This is a genomic window from Amycolatopsis sp. N2S4-7 (assembly GCF_058119595.1).
Genome location: NZ_CP172299.1, coordinates 834,055 through 849,750, shown reverse-complemented (window position 1 = coordinate 849,750; position 15,696 = coordinate 834,055). Strand labels below are relative to the sequence as shown.

Annotated in this window: 9 protein-coding genes and 1 pseudogene; 5 read left to right on the top strand and 5 right to left on the bottom strand. The window is 72.8% G+C overall.

What is annotated here, in order from left to right:
- Nucleotides 1-16: 16 nt before the first annotated feature.
- From ACH54P_RS03900 to ACH54P_RS03880, 5 genes and pseudogenes are all read right to left on the bottom strand, one after another.
- On the bottom strand, nucleotides 17-2,398 hold the full coding sequence (locus ACH54P_RS03900) for a SpoIIE family protein phosphatase (RefSeq protein WP_489910940.1): 2,382 nt from the start codon (nucleotides 2,396-2,398) through the stop codon (nucleotides 17-19).
- A 4-nt stretch (nucleotides 2,399-2,402) separates the two neighbouring features.
- Nucleotides 2,403-6,938, bottom strand: a complete 4,536-nt coding sequence (locus tag ACH54P_RS03895; RefSeq protein ID WP_489910939.1) for a HAMP domain-containing protein — start codon at nucleotides 6,936-6,938, stop codon at nucleotides 2,403-2,405.
- 398 nt (nucleotides 6,939-7,336) lie between these two features.
- Nucleotides 7,337-7,763 (bottom strand): annotated as a pseudogene (locus ACH54P_RS03890) (transposase); the annotation flags it as partial.
- Between the two features lie 26 nt (nucleotides 7,764-7,789).
- A complete protein-coding gene (locus tag ACH54P_RS03885; RefSeq protein WP_489910938.1) occupies nucleotides 7,790-8,761 on the bottom strand; it encodes a magnesium transporter CorA family protein in 972 nt (323 codons plus the stop codon).
- Between the two features lie 357 nt (nucleotides 8,762-9,118).
- Nucleotides 9,119-11,350 (bottom strand): helix-turn-helix domain-containing protein, encoded by a 2,232-nt coding sequence (locus ACH54P_RS03880; protein WP_489910937.1) that lies wholly within the window; start codon nucleotides 11,348-11,350, stop codon nucleotides 9,119-9,121.
- A 125-nt stretch (nucleotides 11,351-11,475) separates the two neighbouring features.
- On the opposite strand from ACH54P_RS03880, the gene ACH54P_RS03875 reads away from it, so the two are divergent.
- Genes ACH54P_RS03875 through ACH54P_RS03855 form a run of 5 tightly spaced genes read left to right on the top strand, consistent with a single transcriptional unit; the run spans nucleotide 11,476 to nucleotide 15,693 of the window.
- A complete protein-coding gene (locus ACH54P_RS03875) occupies nucleotides 11,476-12,438 on the top strand; it encodes an AraC-like ligand-binding domain-containing protein (protein ID WP_489910936.1) in 963 nt (320 codons plus the stop codon).
- Nucleotides 12,439-12,477: 39 nt separating this feature from the next.
- A complete protein-coding gene (locus ACH54P_RS03870; protein WP_489910935.1) occupies nucleotides 12,478-13,245 on the top strand; it encodes a MoaF C-terminal domain-containing protein in 768 nt (255 codons plus the stop codon).
- Between the two features lie 12 nt (nucleotides 13,246-13,257).
- Nucleotides 13,258-13,653 carry a nuclear transport factor 2 family protein gene (locus ACH54P_RS03865; protein ID WP_489910934.1) on the top strand — a complete coding sequence of 132 codons (396 nt, stop codon included), beginning with the start codon at nucleotides 13,258-13,260 and terminating at the stop codon, nucleotides 13,651-13,653.
- A complete protein-coding gene (locus ACH54P_RS03860) occupies nucleotides 13,650-14,822 on the top strand; it encodes an ABC transporter substrate-binding protein (protein WP_489910933.1) in 1,173 nt (390 codons plus the stop codon). The genes ACH54P_RS03865 and ACH54P_RS03860 overlap by 4 nt, the downstream gene beginning before the upstream one ends.
- Before the next feature lie 10 nt (nucleotides 14,823-14,832).
- Entirely contained in the window at nucleotides 14,833-15,693 is an 861-nt protein-coding gene (locus tag ACH54P_RS03855; protein ID WP_489910932.1) for a branched-chain amino acid ABC transporter permease, read from the top strand.
- Nucleotides 15,694-15,696: the final 3 nt, after the last annotated feature.

Here is a 15,696-nt window from a genome sequence, read left to right as displayed (position 1 = left end):
AGGCCACCGCGGCGGCTCAGGGGCCCGCGGTGACCTCGATGCCGACCACGCAGGTGTCGTCGTCCGTGTCGGCCGTGCTGTAGGTCAGGAGCGTGTCCAGCTGGTGCTCCAGGCCGCCGTCGTGGCGCTCCACCAGGGTCACCAGGCGGGCCACCGAGTCCTGCACCGGGCGGTCCCGGCGCTCGATCAGGCCGTCGGTGTAGATCAGCAGGATGTCGCCCTCGTCGAGCTGGACTTCTTCCTCCTGGTAGACGACGTCGCGCACCGCGCCGAGCAGGGAGCCGCGGATCAGCGGCAGCGTCGTCGCCGAGCCGTCGCGGTGCCGCAGGATCGGCGGCAGGTGCCCGGCCCGGGCCCAGCGCAGCCTGCGGTTCGCCGGGTTGTAGACGGCGGCGACCGCGGTCGCCGTCACGTGGTCGGTGAGGTGGTAGGCCACCAGGTTCAGCCACGTGAGCAGCTGCGCCGGCCCGGCGCCGGTCGCGGCGAGGCCACGCAGGGCGTTGCGGAGGCTGACCATCCCGGTGGCCGCGTCGATGCCGTGGCCGGCGACGTCGCCGACGCACAGCAGGACCTCGCCCGTGGGCAGCGCGACGGCGTCGTACCAGTCGCCGCCGACGAGGTGTTCCTTCTCCGCGGGCCGGTACCGGACGGCGGCGCGCAGCCCCGGCATGTCGACCGGGCCCTTCGCCGGCGGCATGATCGCGCGCTGCAGCTGCAGCGCGAGCCGGTTGCGCTCGATCGCCTCCTGCTCGGTCTCGGCCAGCCTGTCCCGGGTCGCGGCCAGCGCCACTTCGGTCCAGTGCTGCGAGGAGACGTCCTGGTAGGCACCCCGGACCGCGACCAGCTCGCCCCGGCCGTCGACGACCGGCTCGGCGACCACCCGGATGTGCCGCGCGACGCCGTCGGAGCGCTCCAGCCGGAAGGCCGTCGACGACGGGCGCTTGTGGTGCAGCACCGCCCGCAGGAACCGGCCGATCGACGGCGCGTCGTCGGAGTGCGCGTGCTTGGCCAGTTCGTGCAGCGACAGCGGCGCGGCGTTCGGCGGCAGGCCGTAGAGGGCGAACAGCTCGGTGTTCCAGGTGATCGCCCCGGTCACCACGTTCTCCTCGAACCCGCCGATGCGGCCGAGCCGCTGGGCGTGCTGCAGCAGCACGGCGAGCTTCGCCGCGTCGTCCTGGATGCGCAGGATCAGCAGCACGTTGCCGGCGAAGCGCGTCACGCTGACGTCGGTGAGCACGGTCAGGGGCACCTGGTCGACCAGCGTGGTGATCGCCATGCTGTCGGCGCGGAACGGCTCGCCGGTGGCGTAGACGCGCTGGATCTTGTCGAGCAGGCCGCTTTCCCCGGCGGCCAGCGGGTAGGCCTCCAGCAGCCGGGTGCCGACGATCCGGCTGCGCGGCCGTCCGCCGGGGTCGGCGAACCGGACGTTGGCGTGGTGGATGCGGAAGTCGTTGAGCCGGTCGCCGCCGTCGAGGCACGGCGAGAGCAGCACGGCCGGGTCGTGCAGGCCGTCGATGAAGTCCACGAGCTCGCCGAGGATGTCGCCGGAACGGCTTGACACCGCCACCGGCGCGATCACGCCGTCCCAGGTGTCGAGCGTGTGCGCGCACAGGTCGGCCAGCGCCTCCAGCTGACGGCGCTGCCGCCCGGGTTCGGCGGGCAGCGGCTCGGGCCAGCACATCTCGACGACGCCGATGATCCGCCCGCCGGTGCCGGTCGGCACCGCGACCCGCCCGCCCCCGGCCAGCGTGTGCTGCCCGATCGACGGCAGCCCGGCGGCGGACAGGGTGGGGAACCAGACGGTGTCGCGCTCCAGCAGCGCGCTGCGGGCGGGCGTCGCCACGCCCGGCGGGACGTAGCGCCAGCGGGCGGCTTCCTCGGCCGAGAACCCGGCCGAGCCGGCCAGGGTCAGCGACCCGTCGGGCCCGGCCAGCCACACCGCGACGGCGGTCGCGCCGAGCGGCCGCAGCGCGTGCTCCAGAATGGACTCCGCGACGCGCTGGGTGTCCCCCGCCGCGAGCACCCCGCTCTCCGCGGTGCGCAGCCGCACGGCGACGGACTCTTCTTCGCCGTCCGCGCGGGCCAGGAACTCCTGCGCCACTTCGGTGATCCGGTCCTCGGCGGCCTCGCCGACGACGTCCGCGGCGAACTCCAGCGACGTCATCCCGGCCCGCTCGGCCAGGCTCTCCAGCTGCCGGGCGGCGTCGGCGGGCGTGCAGTGCAGGCGTTCCATCAGCACGCCCTTGGCGAGCTCGATCAGCGCGCGCCCGTCGGCGACGGCCTGCGCGTGGTCGACCTCGTCGCGCAGGCGGGAGACGGTGTCGGCGAGCCGGGCGAGGTTGGCGGTCACCTCGGCGGGCGGCGCCAGCACGGGGAGGGTCTCTTCCTCGGCGGTCACCCGATCACGCCGTCACTTGCCGCTTGATGCGGGCGATGAGGTCGTCCGCGTCGACCGGCTTGGTCACGTAGTCGGTGGCGCCGGAGGCGAGGCTCTTCTCGCGGTCGCCCGGCATCGCCTTCGCCGTCACCGCGATGATCGGGATGCTCGCGTGCTCGGGCATCGCGCGGATCTTGGCGGTCGCGGTGTAGCCGTCCATCTCCGGCATCATCACGTCCATCAGGATCAGGTCGATCCCCGGGTGCGAGGCGACCGTCTCGACGCCCTTGCGGCCGTCCTCGGCGTGCAGCACCTGCAGCCCGTGCAGCTCCAGGATCCCGGTGAGCGCGTAGACGTTGCGCGGGTCGTCATCGACGATCAGCACCGTGCGCCCGGCCAGGGTCGTGTCGACGTCGGCCGCCCGCACCGGCGCGGCCGGCTCGTCCGGGCGGACCAGCGGGAGCACCGCGCCGGGTTTCTCCGCCGACAGGTGCAGCGCGATCCGCTCGCGCAGCTCGTCCAGCCCGGACAGCACCTCCAGGGACTGCACGTCCGCGCGGGACTGCACGAGCTGGGCGAGCTCGACGTCGAGGCGGCGGCTGTTGTGCGCGAGCACCGGCACCAGCCGCAGCGCGCTGTCGCCCTGCATCGCGTCGAGGAAGGTGAACGCGGCCCGGTCCGGCAGGTCGAGGTCCAGCACCACGCAGTGGTAGGCGTCGGTGGCGAGCGCGGCCGCCGCCTCCTGCGTGCCGACCGCCGTGACGACTTCGACCTCGGCGGGCGAGATGCCGATGTCGCGGCTGTCGGCCAGGTCCGAGGCGGCGCTTTCGGCGACGAGCGTCAGCAGCCCGTGCTGGCGCTCCTCCACGACCAGCAGCCGCCGGTACGCGCGCGGTGCGGCCGTCGCGACCCCGGACTCCCTCGTCGCGAGGGCGGTCGAGGGCTGCTCGCCCGGCGGCAGCGGCGCGAAGTCCGGCCGCGCGACCGGCAGCGAGAAGGTGAACGTGCTGCCCTCGCCGGCGGTGCTCTCGGCCGTGATGAACCCGCCGAGCAGCTGGGCGATCTCGCGGCTGATCGACAGGCCGAGCCCGGTGCCGCCGTACTTGCGGCTGGTGGTGCCGTCCGCCTGCTGGAACGCGCCGAAGATCGACTCCAGCTGGTGTTCGGCGATGCCGATGCCGGTGTCGATGACGCGGAACGCGACGGCCGGGCCGTGCGCGCGCAGCGGGCGGGGCAGCCGGTCGGGGTCCACCGGCTCGATGTGCAGCTCGATCCCGCCGACCTCGGTGAACTTGACCGCGTTGGACAGCAGGTTGCGCAGCACCTGGCGCAGCCGCGAGTCGTCGGTGAGCAGCTCGGTGGGCGAGCCGGGGGCGACGGTGATCCGGAAGTCGAGGTTGCGCTGCGAGGTCATCGGCCGGAACGTCGCCTCGACGTAGTCCAGCAGGCCGCGCAGCGACACCTGTTCCGGGGTGACGTCCATCTTCCCGGCCTCGACCTTGGACAGGTCGAGGATGTCGTTGATCAGCTGCAGCAGGTCCGAGCCCGCGGAGTGGATGATGCCCGCGTACTCGACCTGCTTCGCGGTCAGGTTGCGGGTGGGGTTCTGCGCGAGCAGCTGGGCGAGGATCAGCAGGCTGTTGAGCGGGGTGCGCAGCTCGTGGCTCATGTTGGCCAGGAACTCCGACTTGTACTTCGACGCCAGCGTCAGCTGCTGGGCGCGGGCCTCCAGCTCCTGGCGGGCCTGCTCGATCTCCAGGTTCTTCGTCTCGATGTCGCGGTTCTGCGTGACCAGCAGCGCCGCCTTCTCCTCCAGCTCGGCGTTCGAGGACTGGAGTTCCTCCTGCCGCGCCTGCAGCTCCTCCGAGCGGGCCTGCAGCTCCGCGGTCAGCCGCTGCGACTCGCCGAGCAGCTCGTCGGTGCGGGCGTTGGCGACGATGCTGTTGACGTTGACGCCGATCTGCTCCATCAGCAGTTCCAGGAACGCCCGGTGCACCGCGGTGAAGCCGTGCACCGACGCGAGCTCGAGCACGCCGAGCACCTGGTCCTCGACCACGATCGGCAGCACGATCAGGCTGGCCGGGACGGTGCGGCCGAGCCCGGAGGAGATGGTGGCGTAGCCGGGCGGCACGTCGTCGACCGCGATCGGGCGGCGGCTGCGCGCGGCCTGCCCGACCAGCGACTGGCCGATCCGGAACCGGACCACCGGGCCCTCGCCCTCGGGGTGGCCGTAGGCGCCGACCAGCCGCAGCTCCGGCACCTCGGCGGTGTCGTCGGCCAGGTAGAACGCGCCGTACTGGGCGTTGACCAGCGGGACGAGCTCGTCCATCACCGCGGCCGCGACGACGGCGAGGTCGCGGCGGCCCTGCATCAGCCCGGTGATGGTGGCCAGGTTCGACTTCAGCCAGTCCTGTTCCTGGTTCGCCCGCGTGGTCTCGCGCAGCGACTCCACCATCGAGTTGATGTTGTCCTTCAGCTCGGCGACCTCGCCGGAGGCGTCGACGGTGATCGAGCGGGTCAGGTCGCCCTCGGCGACCGCGCTGGTCACCTCGGCGATGGCGCGGACCTGCCGGGTGAGGTTCCCGGCCAGCTCGTTGACGTTCTCCGTCAGCCGCTTCCACGTGCCGGACACGCCTTCGACCTCGGCCTGGCCGCCGAGGCGGCCTTCGCTGCCGACCTCGCGCGCCACGCGCGTGACCTCCGCGGCGAACGCCGAGAGCTGGTCGACCATCGTGTTGATCGTCGTCTTGAGTTCCAGGATCTCGCCGCGGGCGTCGACGTCGATCTTGCGGGTCAGGTCGCCCTGCGCGACGGCGGTGGTCACCTGGGCGATGTTGCGGACCTGCCCGGTGAGGTTGTTCGCCATCGAGTTGACGTTGTCGGTGAGGTCCTTCCACGTGCCGGCCACGTTCGGCACCCGTGCCTGGCCGCCGAGCATGCCTTCGGTGCCGACCTCGCGCGCCACGCGGGTGACCTCGTCCGCGAACGCGGAGAGCGTGTCCACCATCGTGTTGATGACGTCGGCCAGCGCCGCGACCTCGCCCTTGGCCTCGACGGTGATCTTGCGCGACAGGTCGCCGCGCGCGACCGCCGTGGCGACCTGGGCGATCGAGCGGACCTGGCCGGTCAGGTTGGACGCCATGACGTTGACGTTGTCGGTGAGGTTCTTCCACGTCCCGGACACGCCGCGGACGGTCGCCTGCCCGCCGAGGTTGCCCTCGGTGCCGACCTCGCGCGCCACCCGGGTGACCTCGTCCGCGAACGCGGACAGCTGATCCACCATCGTGTTGATGGTGTCCTTGAGCTCGAGGATCTCGCCGCGGGCGTCGACCCGGATCTTCTGCGACAGGTCGCCGCGCGCGACCGCGGTGGTGACCTGGGCGATCGAGCGGACCTGCGCGGTGAGGTTGTCGGCCATGACGTTGACCGACTCGGTGAGGTCCTTCCAGGTCCCCGACACGCCCTTGACGTCGGCCTGGCCGCCGAGGCGGCCCTCGGTGCCCACCTCGCGCGCCACCCGGGTGACCTCGTCCGCGAACGCGGACAGCTGATCCACCATCGTGTTCAGCGTGTCCTTGAGCTCGAGGACCTCGCCGCGGGCGGTGACGTTGATCTTCTGCGAGAGGTCGCCGCTCGCCACCGCGGTGGCGACCTGGGCGATGTTGCGGACCTGGTCGGTCAGGTTGCCTGCCATGAAGTTCACCGAATCGGTGAGGTCGCGCCAGGTGCCGGAGACGCCCTTGACGTCGGCCTGGCCGCCCAGCCGTCCCTCGGTGCCCACCTCGCGGGCCACTCTCGTGACTTCGTCGGCGAACGACGACAGCTGGTCCACCATCGTGTTGATCGTGTTCTTGAGTTCGAGGATTTCGCCGCGCGCGTCGACGGTGATCTTCTGCGACAGGTCGCCCTTCGCCACCGCCGTCGTCACCTGGGCGATGTTGCGGACCTGGTCGGTCAGGTTGCCCGCCATGAAGTTCACCGAATCGGTGAGATCGCGCCAGACGCCGCCGACGCCGGGGACCTGGGCCTGCCCGCCGAGGCGCCCTTCGCTGCCCACTTCGCGAGCCACGCGGGTGACTTCGTCGGCGAACGACGACAGCTGGTCCACCATCGTGTTGACGGTGTCCTTCAGCTCCAGGATCTCCCCGCGCGCGTCGACGTCGATCTTCTGCGACAGGTCGCCCTTCGCCACCGCCGTCGCCACCTGCGCGATGTCGCGGACCTGGGTGGTGAGGTTGCCGGCCATGGCGTTCACCGAATCGGTGAGGTCCTTCCACGTGCCGGACACCCCGGGGACCTTCGCCTGCCCGCCCAGCTGCCCCTCGCTGCCGACCTCCCGCGCCACGCGGGTGACCTCGGAGGTGAACAGCGACAGCTGGTCGGCCATCCCGTTGAACACGGTGGCGATCTCCCCCAGCAGCCCGTCGGCGCCACCCGGCAGCCGGATGCCGAAGTCGCCGTCGCGGACCGCGGTCAGGCCGGCCAGCAGCCGGCGCAGTTCCTGCTCCCCCGCCTCGCCCACGCCCGAAGCGTCCGCGCCCGGGCGCACGCCGTCGACCATTGCCCCACCCATCCGCCACCCGTTTCTTCGCCTGTCGGCGCCCTCGCGCCGTCCCGCCGTGCACACCGGATGGCTCAGCATAGTGCAGCTGCACTATGCTGAGCGGCAACGGTTGAGCAACCAGCCGCGCCCGTGTCCGCGTGCGCTCCCCAGGCGGTGCTCGAAAGCCTTTCCTTCTCCCCCAGGCCATCCGGCCGCATTGACCCGTTCGGCTGAACGCCGGCGCGGTCCCCGGTGACGTGTGCCCGACGACGTCGCCGCGCTTCGTTGCGCCCGGATTTCGGCTCCACTGTGGACGCTCCACTGTGGACGTCCCGGCGCGCCCTAGGGCCCGTCCTCAAAGCCAGATGAGTGCGGCGCCGGTGAGCCACACGGTCGAAGGCCGGTGGGCGTCCACCGGACCGGCCACGGCGTAGCCGGTCGGCCTGCTGATCCCGGCGTTCGGGAATCGTCGCCGGGATGTGCCGTCGGCGCGGGTAGGAGCGGATGGCTCGGCTGGAGTAGCCCTTGCCCGCCAGAACCCGGCTCGGCCGGGTCGGCGGACGGCCTGGAACCGGCCTGCGCCACCAGCGCGGAGAGGGTGCCAGTGCGTGACCAGCGCCAGAACCGGTTGCAGACCGTCTTCCACGGCCCGTACCGTTCCGGCAGCCCACGCAACGCGACACCGGTCTTGGCCTTGAACAACATCCCGTTGATCACTCGGCGGTCATCGACCGGCGGTCGTCCTTTGGCCCCGGAGGCCGCCAGCAAGGGCTCGATCACCTGCCGCTGCTCATCGGTCAACTCCTGCCTACGCACCACAACCCGGATCAAAGCAGGACACATCGCCCCCTTTGAGGACAGGCCCCAGCTCACAGCCAGTCCTTGCGCTTGAAGAGCGCGTACAAGCCCACCGACAGCACCACCACGGCGACCGTCGAAGCCCAGAACCCGCTCGGCGCGCCGTTGCCCGGGTACGGGACGTTCTGCCCGTAGAACCCGGTCACCGCCGTGGGCACCGCGATCACCGCCGCCCAGCCGGTGACCTTCTTCATCACCAGGTTCAGCCGGTTGCTCTGCAGGTTCAGCTGCGTCTCCCGGATCGTGGTCACCAGTTCCCGCAGCGACTCCGTCTTCTCCGCGGCCTGCCGGGCGTGGTCGTGGACGTCCGCGAAGTACGGGCGCGTCAGCTCGTCGGCCAGCCGCAGGTCCGGCCGCGTCAGGTCGCTGATCACCTCGCGCATCGGCAGCACCACCCGCCGCAGCGCGGTCAGGCTCTTGCGCAGCCGGAACGAGCGGTGCTGCAGCTCCGACTGGTCGGGACGGTTGTCGAACACGAGGTCTTCGAGGGCCTCGACCTGCTCGTCGAGCGACAGCACGGCCTCCAGGTGCCCGTCGACGACGTGGTCGAGCAGGCCGTGCACCAGGAACGGGACACCCGACTTCGCCAGCTCGGCCGCCTGGTCCCAGCGCTGCACGACGGCCTCGATGTCGAAGCCGTCGTCCTTGCGCACGGTCACCAGCGCCCGGGGCGTGACGAACGCGGCGAGCTCGGTGGTCGTGACGCGGCCGGTGGCGGCGTCGAACCGGACCGCGTAGGCGGTCAGGAACGCGTGCCCGTCGTAGCGGTCGACCTTGGGCCGCTGGTGCTCCTGGACGGCGTCCTCCACGGCGAGCCGGTGCAGGCCGAGCTCGCCGGCGAGGGCGGCCAGGTCCGCTTCGGACGGCGCGCAGAGGTCCACCCAGACCGCGGTGCCCGGTTCGGCCAGGAAGTCGGAGACGTCCTCGACGGGGAAGTCTTCTTTGTGCAGCTCGCCGTCGCGGTACACCCGGGTTCTGGTCATCCGCCTGGTTACCCGCCGTCGCGGAGGTTCACACGACGCCCGCGGTTGTAGAGGCGCGTTGTGGAGGTTGTCGCTGTCGCGCCCGGCGGCGCACCGCCAAGATCGTCTTGCCGCAGCTTTTTGAGGGGAAGGCACCGGTGACGACCGTTCGGACGACGCTTCCGGCCGCGCTGCTCGTGGCGTCCGCGCTCGCCGGCGTGCCCGGGAGCGCGGACGCCGCGGAACCCGGGGTGCGGGTCGTGGTGGTCCAGCGGGTGCGCGACACGGTGCACCTCGGCTGTGCGACGCACGCCGGCAAGGTCACCTGCGCCGCCGTCCACCGGCCGCGGTCCTACCTGATCGCCGGCTTCGCGGCCGTCACAAGCGGTCCAGCTCCGCTCGCACCGCGGCCGCGCGCTCCTCACCGCCGTACTCCCGCAGCAGGTCCAGGGCTTCCGTGAGCGCTTCGCGCGCCCGGTCGCGGTCGGCCAGGCCCAGGTGGGCGCGGCCCAGTTCGGCCAGTGTCATGGCCTCGTACAGCCGGACCCCGGCGGCGCGCCAGAGGTCCGCGCTCCGGCGCAGCTCGGCCACGGCGGAGCCGTACCGGCCGAGCTCCCGGTGCACGACGCCGATCCGCATCCGGCCGTAGGCGGTGCCCCGCACGTCGCCGGCGTCCTCCCCGACGGCCACCGCCTCGGCGGCGTACTCCAGTTCGCGCGAGCGGTCGCCCTGGCGCCCGTACAGCACGGCGAGGTTGACCAGGTTCAGCGTCTCGACGTGCCGCAGGCCGAGCGACCGGTTGAGCGCGAGGCTCCGCTCGCCGAACGCGATGGCCGCGTCGACGTCGTCACCGAGGCCGAAGACGAAGCAGAGGTTGTTGAGCGTGGCCGCGAGCTGGCGCGGGTCGCCGATTTCCTCCCAGTCCGCGAGGCTCCGCCGGAGGTGGTCGTGGGCGCGCCGGAAGTCGGCCGCTTCGCCGCCGTGGGCGAGTTCGGCCTCGGCGACCCCGAGGTCGTTGCGCAGGGTCGCGGCCGCCACCGGGTCGACGCCGTCGACCAGTTCGAGGGCCACCTCGTCGACCTGGATCGCGTCGCGCCACCGGGCACGGGCCCGGTGGTACTCGTACAGGCCGAGGGCGACGGCGGCGATCGTCTCGGGCGGCACCCCGGGGGTGGCCGCGGCCTGCCGCACGACGGTCACGAGGTGCGCCTGGTGCCGGTCGAGCCAGCCGAACACCTGCTCCGAAGACACCGGAGCCGCCGTGGCGGCCGGTCCGGCGGCCGCCCAGCGTCCCGCCGCCCAGTCGTGGCGGTGCGAAGCCGCCGCGACGAGCGCCATGCTCTGCCAGGCCATCGCCGCGCAGAGCTCGACGACGCGGGTGATCGCCGCGGCCCGCTCGGCGGCGGTCAGCCGCTCGGCGTGCTCGCGGGCGTAGAGCCGGAGCAGGTCGTGCAGCCGGTACCAGCCCGGCGCGGGCGTGGTCAGCAGGTGCTCGTCGGTGAGCCGGTCCAGCAGCGCCTCGGTTTCGCGCTCGGGCGCGTCGAGCAGCCGGCCGGCGACGGGCACCGACAGTTCCGGGACGTCGAGCAGGGACAGCAGCGGGTACGCGCGGGCCGCCGTCGCGTCCAGGGCGCCGAGCGCGAGCGCGAAGCCGGGCCGGACGCCGGTTTCGTCGAGGCGGCGGCGCTCGTCGTCGAGCCGGTGCGCGAGGTGGGCGACCGGCCAGGCCGGCCGCGTCGCCAGCCGGGCGCCGACGAGGTGCAGGGCCAGCGGCAGGTACCCGCACAGTCGGGCCACCCTCCGCGCCGCGGCGGGCTCGGCGGCGACGCGGTCCGCGCCGATCTCGGCCGCGAGCAGGCGCAGCGCGTCCGCCTCGGGCAGCACGTCCAGCTGCACCCGGTGGGCCTGCGGCAGGTCCGGCAGCGCGGCGCGGCTGGTCACGATCGCCGCCGAGCCGCCGGCCCCGGGCAGCAGGGGCGAGACGTGCGCGGCGTCGCGGGCGTTGTCGAGCACCAGGAGCACGCGCTTCCCGGCGAGCAGGGTCCGGAAGCGGGCCGACGCCGAGCCGAGCGAAAACGGCGTCGGCGGCTCGCCGCCGAGTTCGCGGATCAGGCGGTCGAGCAGGTCCAGGGGATCCGGCGGGTCGGCCGCGTGCCCGCGCAGGTCCAGGTGCAGCGTCCCGCCGGGGAAGCGGCGGGCGAGCCGGTGCCCGGCCGCCAGCGCCAGTGCGGTCTTCCCGATCCCGGCCATCCCGGTGATGGCGACGACGACGCCCTCCCGCCGTTCGGCGAACAGGCCCAGCACCCGCTCGAGCTCGACCTCGCGGCCGGTGAACGCGGCGACCCCGCCGGGAAGCTCCCGCGGGACGACGGCCTCGCCCGCCGGGGTCTTCGGCCGCGAAGCCGCCGCGGCGAACTCGGCGCGAGCGTCGTCGTCGAGGTCCAGGGCGTCGGCGAGCCGGTCGAGGGTGTCGCGGTGCGGGAACCGGCGGTCGCCGCGTTCGAGGGCGCCGACGGCCTGCGCGCTGAGCCCGGACTTCTCGGCCAGCGCCTCCTGGGTCAGCCCGGCCGCGCGCCGCGACCGGCGCAGCCGCGCCCCGAACGACTCCATCCCTGCCCTTCCTCCCCTTCAGGAGGATCACACGCGGGCGCGCCCGGGCGCCAGGAGCGTTGTCCCCGAAGATCGTATCGCTTATCGTATACGAGGCCGTCCTCCCGACGCTGTGAGGTGACCCCGTGCCCGCCCCCACCACCCTGATCGCCCGCGACTTCACCGAGTTCCGCACCGCGGTTTCGCAGTCGTTCGTCCCCCTGCACGTCACGGCGGGCGGTGACGGGTTCCGCGGCCGGATCCGCTCGTCGGCCGCCGACGAGGTGCAGGTTTCCGAGGTCACCGCGACGCCCCACGTCGTCGAGCGCACGCCCGAGCTGATCGCCCGCGGCGAGCGCCGGTTCTACAAGCTGAGCCTCGTCCTCGCGGGTACCAGCCTCCTGGTGCAGGACGGCCGCCAGGCCGTGCTGCGGCCCGGCGACGTCGCCCTCTACGACACGCACCGGCCGTACTCGCTGGTGTTCGAAGAGGACTTCCGCACCCTCGTCGTGATGTTCCCGCAGCGGCTGATCGACCTGCCCGCCGAGCTCGTCGGGCGGCTGACCGCGGTGCGGATCTCGGGCAAGGAGGGCGTCGGCAACGTCGTCGTGCCGTTCCTCGCCCAGCTCGGCGGCAACCTCGAGCAGCTGGCCGGCCCGGCGGGCGCGCGGCTGGCGCACAGCGCGGTCGACCTGCTCGCCACGCTCGTCGCCACCGAGCTCGACCTGGCGCACGTGAACGCCGACCCGCACCACGAGCTGATGCGCCGGATCCGCGCGCACATCGACGCGAACCTGCACACCGCCGACCTGACCCCGGCGCGGATCGCCGCCGAGCACTTCATCTCCACCCGGCACCTGCACGGGCTGTTCCAGGAGCAGGGCACCACGGTCGCCGGCTGGATCCGCACGCGACGGCTCGAGCACTGCCGTCGCGACCTGCTCGACCCGGTGCACGCCGGCCGCCCGGTCGCGGCCATCGCCGCGCGCTGGGGGTTCGTCGACGCCGCGCACTTCAGCCGGGTGTTCAAGGCCGCGTTCGGGCGCGCGCCGAGCGAGCTGCGCCGCGAGTTGACCGTGCGCGACGGGTTGTTGTCCGCGGGCGCGTGACCGCTCGTCGGGCGGGCCGCCCCGCCCGACGATGAGGCCATGCCCGAAGCCCCCACCGACGGCTGGCGCACCTACGACGAGTTCGCCGCCGGGATCGCCACCTACCGCCTGCCGGACGCCGACCTCACCGGCCGCTCGCTGACCGTCACCCTCGACGACGGCGCCGAGCTCGCGCTCGCCTTCGACGACGCGAAGCACGTCGTGCTCAACGGCGTCGAGGACCCGTACGACGCGGTCGCCGTCCGCGACGACGTGTTCTTCGTCAACGTGCCGTTCACCAGCGTCGACGGCGAGGCGCTGACCGTCGTGTACTCGACGGCGACCCACCGCGCGCTCGCCGTCCGGTCGGTGATCGGCGCCGAGGACGTCGACGGCGTGCCCCGGGTCTCGCAGCGGTTCCGGTCCGGGGTCACCGACGGCGGACCGGCGTCCGGCGCCGTGCCCGGGCCGTCGCGCGACCTGATCGGCAAGCGCAACCTCTACCGCTACAGCCCGGACCACCTCTACGAGCACGTCTACGTCTCGTCGGAGCGCTACGCCTGGCAGTGCCTCGAAGGCGTGCAGCGCGGCCACGGCGACATGGACCTCTCGACGGTGTGGAAGTTCGCCGACGGGTTGTACCTGTTCTGCTTCCGCGAGTTCCGGATCGCGGTGGCCGGCGTCTGGCTGCACGACCTCGGCTACGCGTTGCGCACCACCGGTGTGTTCCTCGGCCTGACCGGCGACGGCCGGTCCGAGCACTCCCGGGCGGGCGGGCACGTCTACCCGCTCGGCTCGGTCAGCTACCCCGACGCCCAGCCCGTCTGAAGGAGTTCACCCGTGTCCCCTGTGGACGTCATCCGCGCGCACTACGCCGCCAGCGACCGGGGAGACCTGCCCGGCATGCTCGCCCCGCTCGGCCCGAAGACACAGTGGACGGAGGCCGCCGGCTTCCCCTACGCGGGCACCTACACCGGCCCGGACCAGGTGCGCCGCCACGTCTTCGAGGCGATCGGGCGCGACTGGGACGGCTACCGGTTCACCCTCGCCGACCTCCTCGACGCCGGGGACACGGTCATCGGCGTCGGCACCTACACCGGCACCCACCGCCGGACCGGCAAGGCCTTCACCGCCCGCGTCGCGCACCTGTGGCGCTTCCACGGCGGTGCCGTCGTCAGCTTCGAGCAGATCGTCGACTCCGCGCCCGTCGTGGCCGCGACCCGGGAGCAGCCATGAGAAAGTCCCTTCCCGCCCTGGCGGTCGCCGCCCTCCTCGCCACCGCCGGGTGCGCCGGCTCCGGGGCCGGTACCGACGGCCCGATCGTCGTCGGCTCCGTCAACGCGCTGAGCGGCGCGGCCACCTTCCCGGAAGCTTCCCGGGCGGCCGAAGCCGTGTTCGACGCGGCCAACGCCGCGGGCGGCGTCAACGGCCGCAGGATCGAGTACAAGGCGATCGACGACAAGGGCGACCCGGCGGCGGCCGCGGCCGCCGCCCGCGAGGTGGTCGGCGGCGACGAGGCCGTCGCGCTCGTCGGGTCGTCGAGCCTCATCGAGTGCGAGATCAACGCGAAGTACTACGAGCAGCAGAAGATCCTGTCCGTGCAGGGCATCGGCGTCGACCCGGCGTGCTTCTCCAGCCCGAACATCGCGCCGGTCAACGTCGGGCCGTTCCACGACATGACGCTGACCCTGCTCTACGGCTCGGAAGTGCTGCACCTGAGCGACATCTGCGCGCTGCTGGAGATCGCGGGCAACACGCTGCCGGCGTACCGGGCGGCGATCGACGAGTGGACGAAGATCACCGGGAAGACGCTGAAGCACCTCGACTCGACCCTGCCCTACGGCGGCTCGGACTACACCTCCTCCATCGTCAAGGCGCGCGCGGCGGGGTGCAAGGCGATCACGGTGAACCCGGTGGAGCCCGACTCGATCGGCCAGCTCAAGGCCGCGCAGGCGCAGGGCTGGACCGACGTCACCTGGCTGCTGCTGACCAGCGTCTACAGCGAGAACTACGCCAAGGCGATCTCGAACGCCGGTGCCGGGGTGTACGTGCCCGCCGAGTTCTACCCGTTCACCGACGCCGGCAGCCCGCAGACGAAGGACTGGCGCGACCTGATGACGGCGAACCGGATCCCGCTGACGTCGTTCAGCCAGGGCGGTTACCTGGCGGCGAAGTACTTCCTCGACGTCGTCCGCGGCATCAAGGGCGACGTCACGCGCGAATCGGTGACGAAGGCGCTGCGCGAGATGAAGCCGGTCAGCGACCCGATGGTCGGCACGCCGTACGTGTTCGGCCCGGCCGCCACGCACCACGACAACACCGCCGGCTGGCCGATCAAGCTCGCCTCCGGCACGAACAAGTGGGAGCTGGCCGCGCGGGACTGGCTCCGGATCCCCCGGTCGTAGGAGGACGTTCATGCTGCAGGGCGCTCTGGCCGGCCTCGCCGCCGGCGGCCTCTACGCGGTGCTCGCGGTGTGCCTGACGCTGATGTCGCGGCTGGTGCGCGTGGTCAACTTCGCGCAGTCCGCCACCGGGATGTTCGGCTGCTACGTCGCGGTGTTCCTGTCGATCCGCTTCGGACTCCCGGAATGGGTGGCGACCCTCGCCGGGATCCTGCTCGGCGGTGCGCTGAGCGCGGTGCTGGGCTGGATCGTGTCCACCTGGCTGGCCGAGGCGGACACCGGGACGCGCTCGGCGGTGACGGTCGCGGTGCTCCTGCTGCTGATCTCGCTGGCGTTCATCCTGTTCGGCAACAAGCCCCAGCCGTTCCACCCGCTGCTGGCCGGGCCGGCGTTCACGGCCGGCGGGGTGGTGGTCAGCCAGGTCACGGTGGTGACGGTCGCGCTGGCGGTGCTGGTGGCGCTCGGCTGCCGCGCGGTCCTGGCCCGCACGGCGCTCGGCGTCCGGCTGCGGGCGTTGTCGGAGCGCCCGACGACGGCGGAGCTGCTGGGCATCCCCGCCCGGCCGCTGTCGGTCGGCGTCTGGACGGCGACCGGGGTGATCGCGACGCTGGCTGTTTCGATCGTGGCACCGTCCCAGTCGAACGACCCGACCTCCCTGGCGATGCTGGTGGTCCCGGCCGCGGCAGCGGCCCTCCTGGGCGGCTTCCGCCGGCTGGACCTGGCGGTGGCGGGCGGCCTGGTGCTGGGCATGGCCCAGGGCGCGGTCGCCCAGGCCGACCGGCTGTCGGTGCTGCGGTACTTCCTCCCGCTGCTGGTGATCGTGGCGCTGCTCCTGTGGACCCAACGCAAGGAGGTCTGGGATGCGGCTCGCTGACCA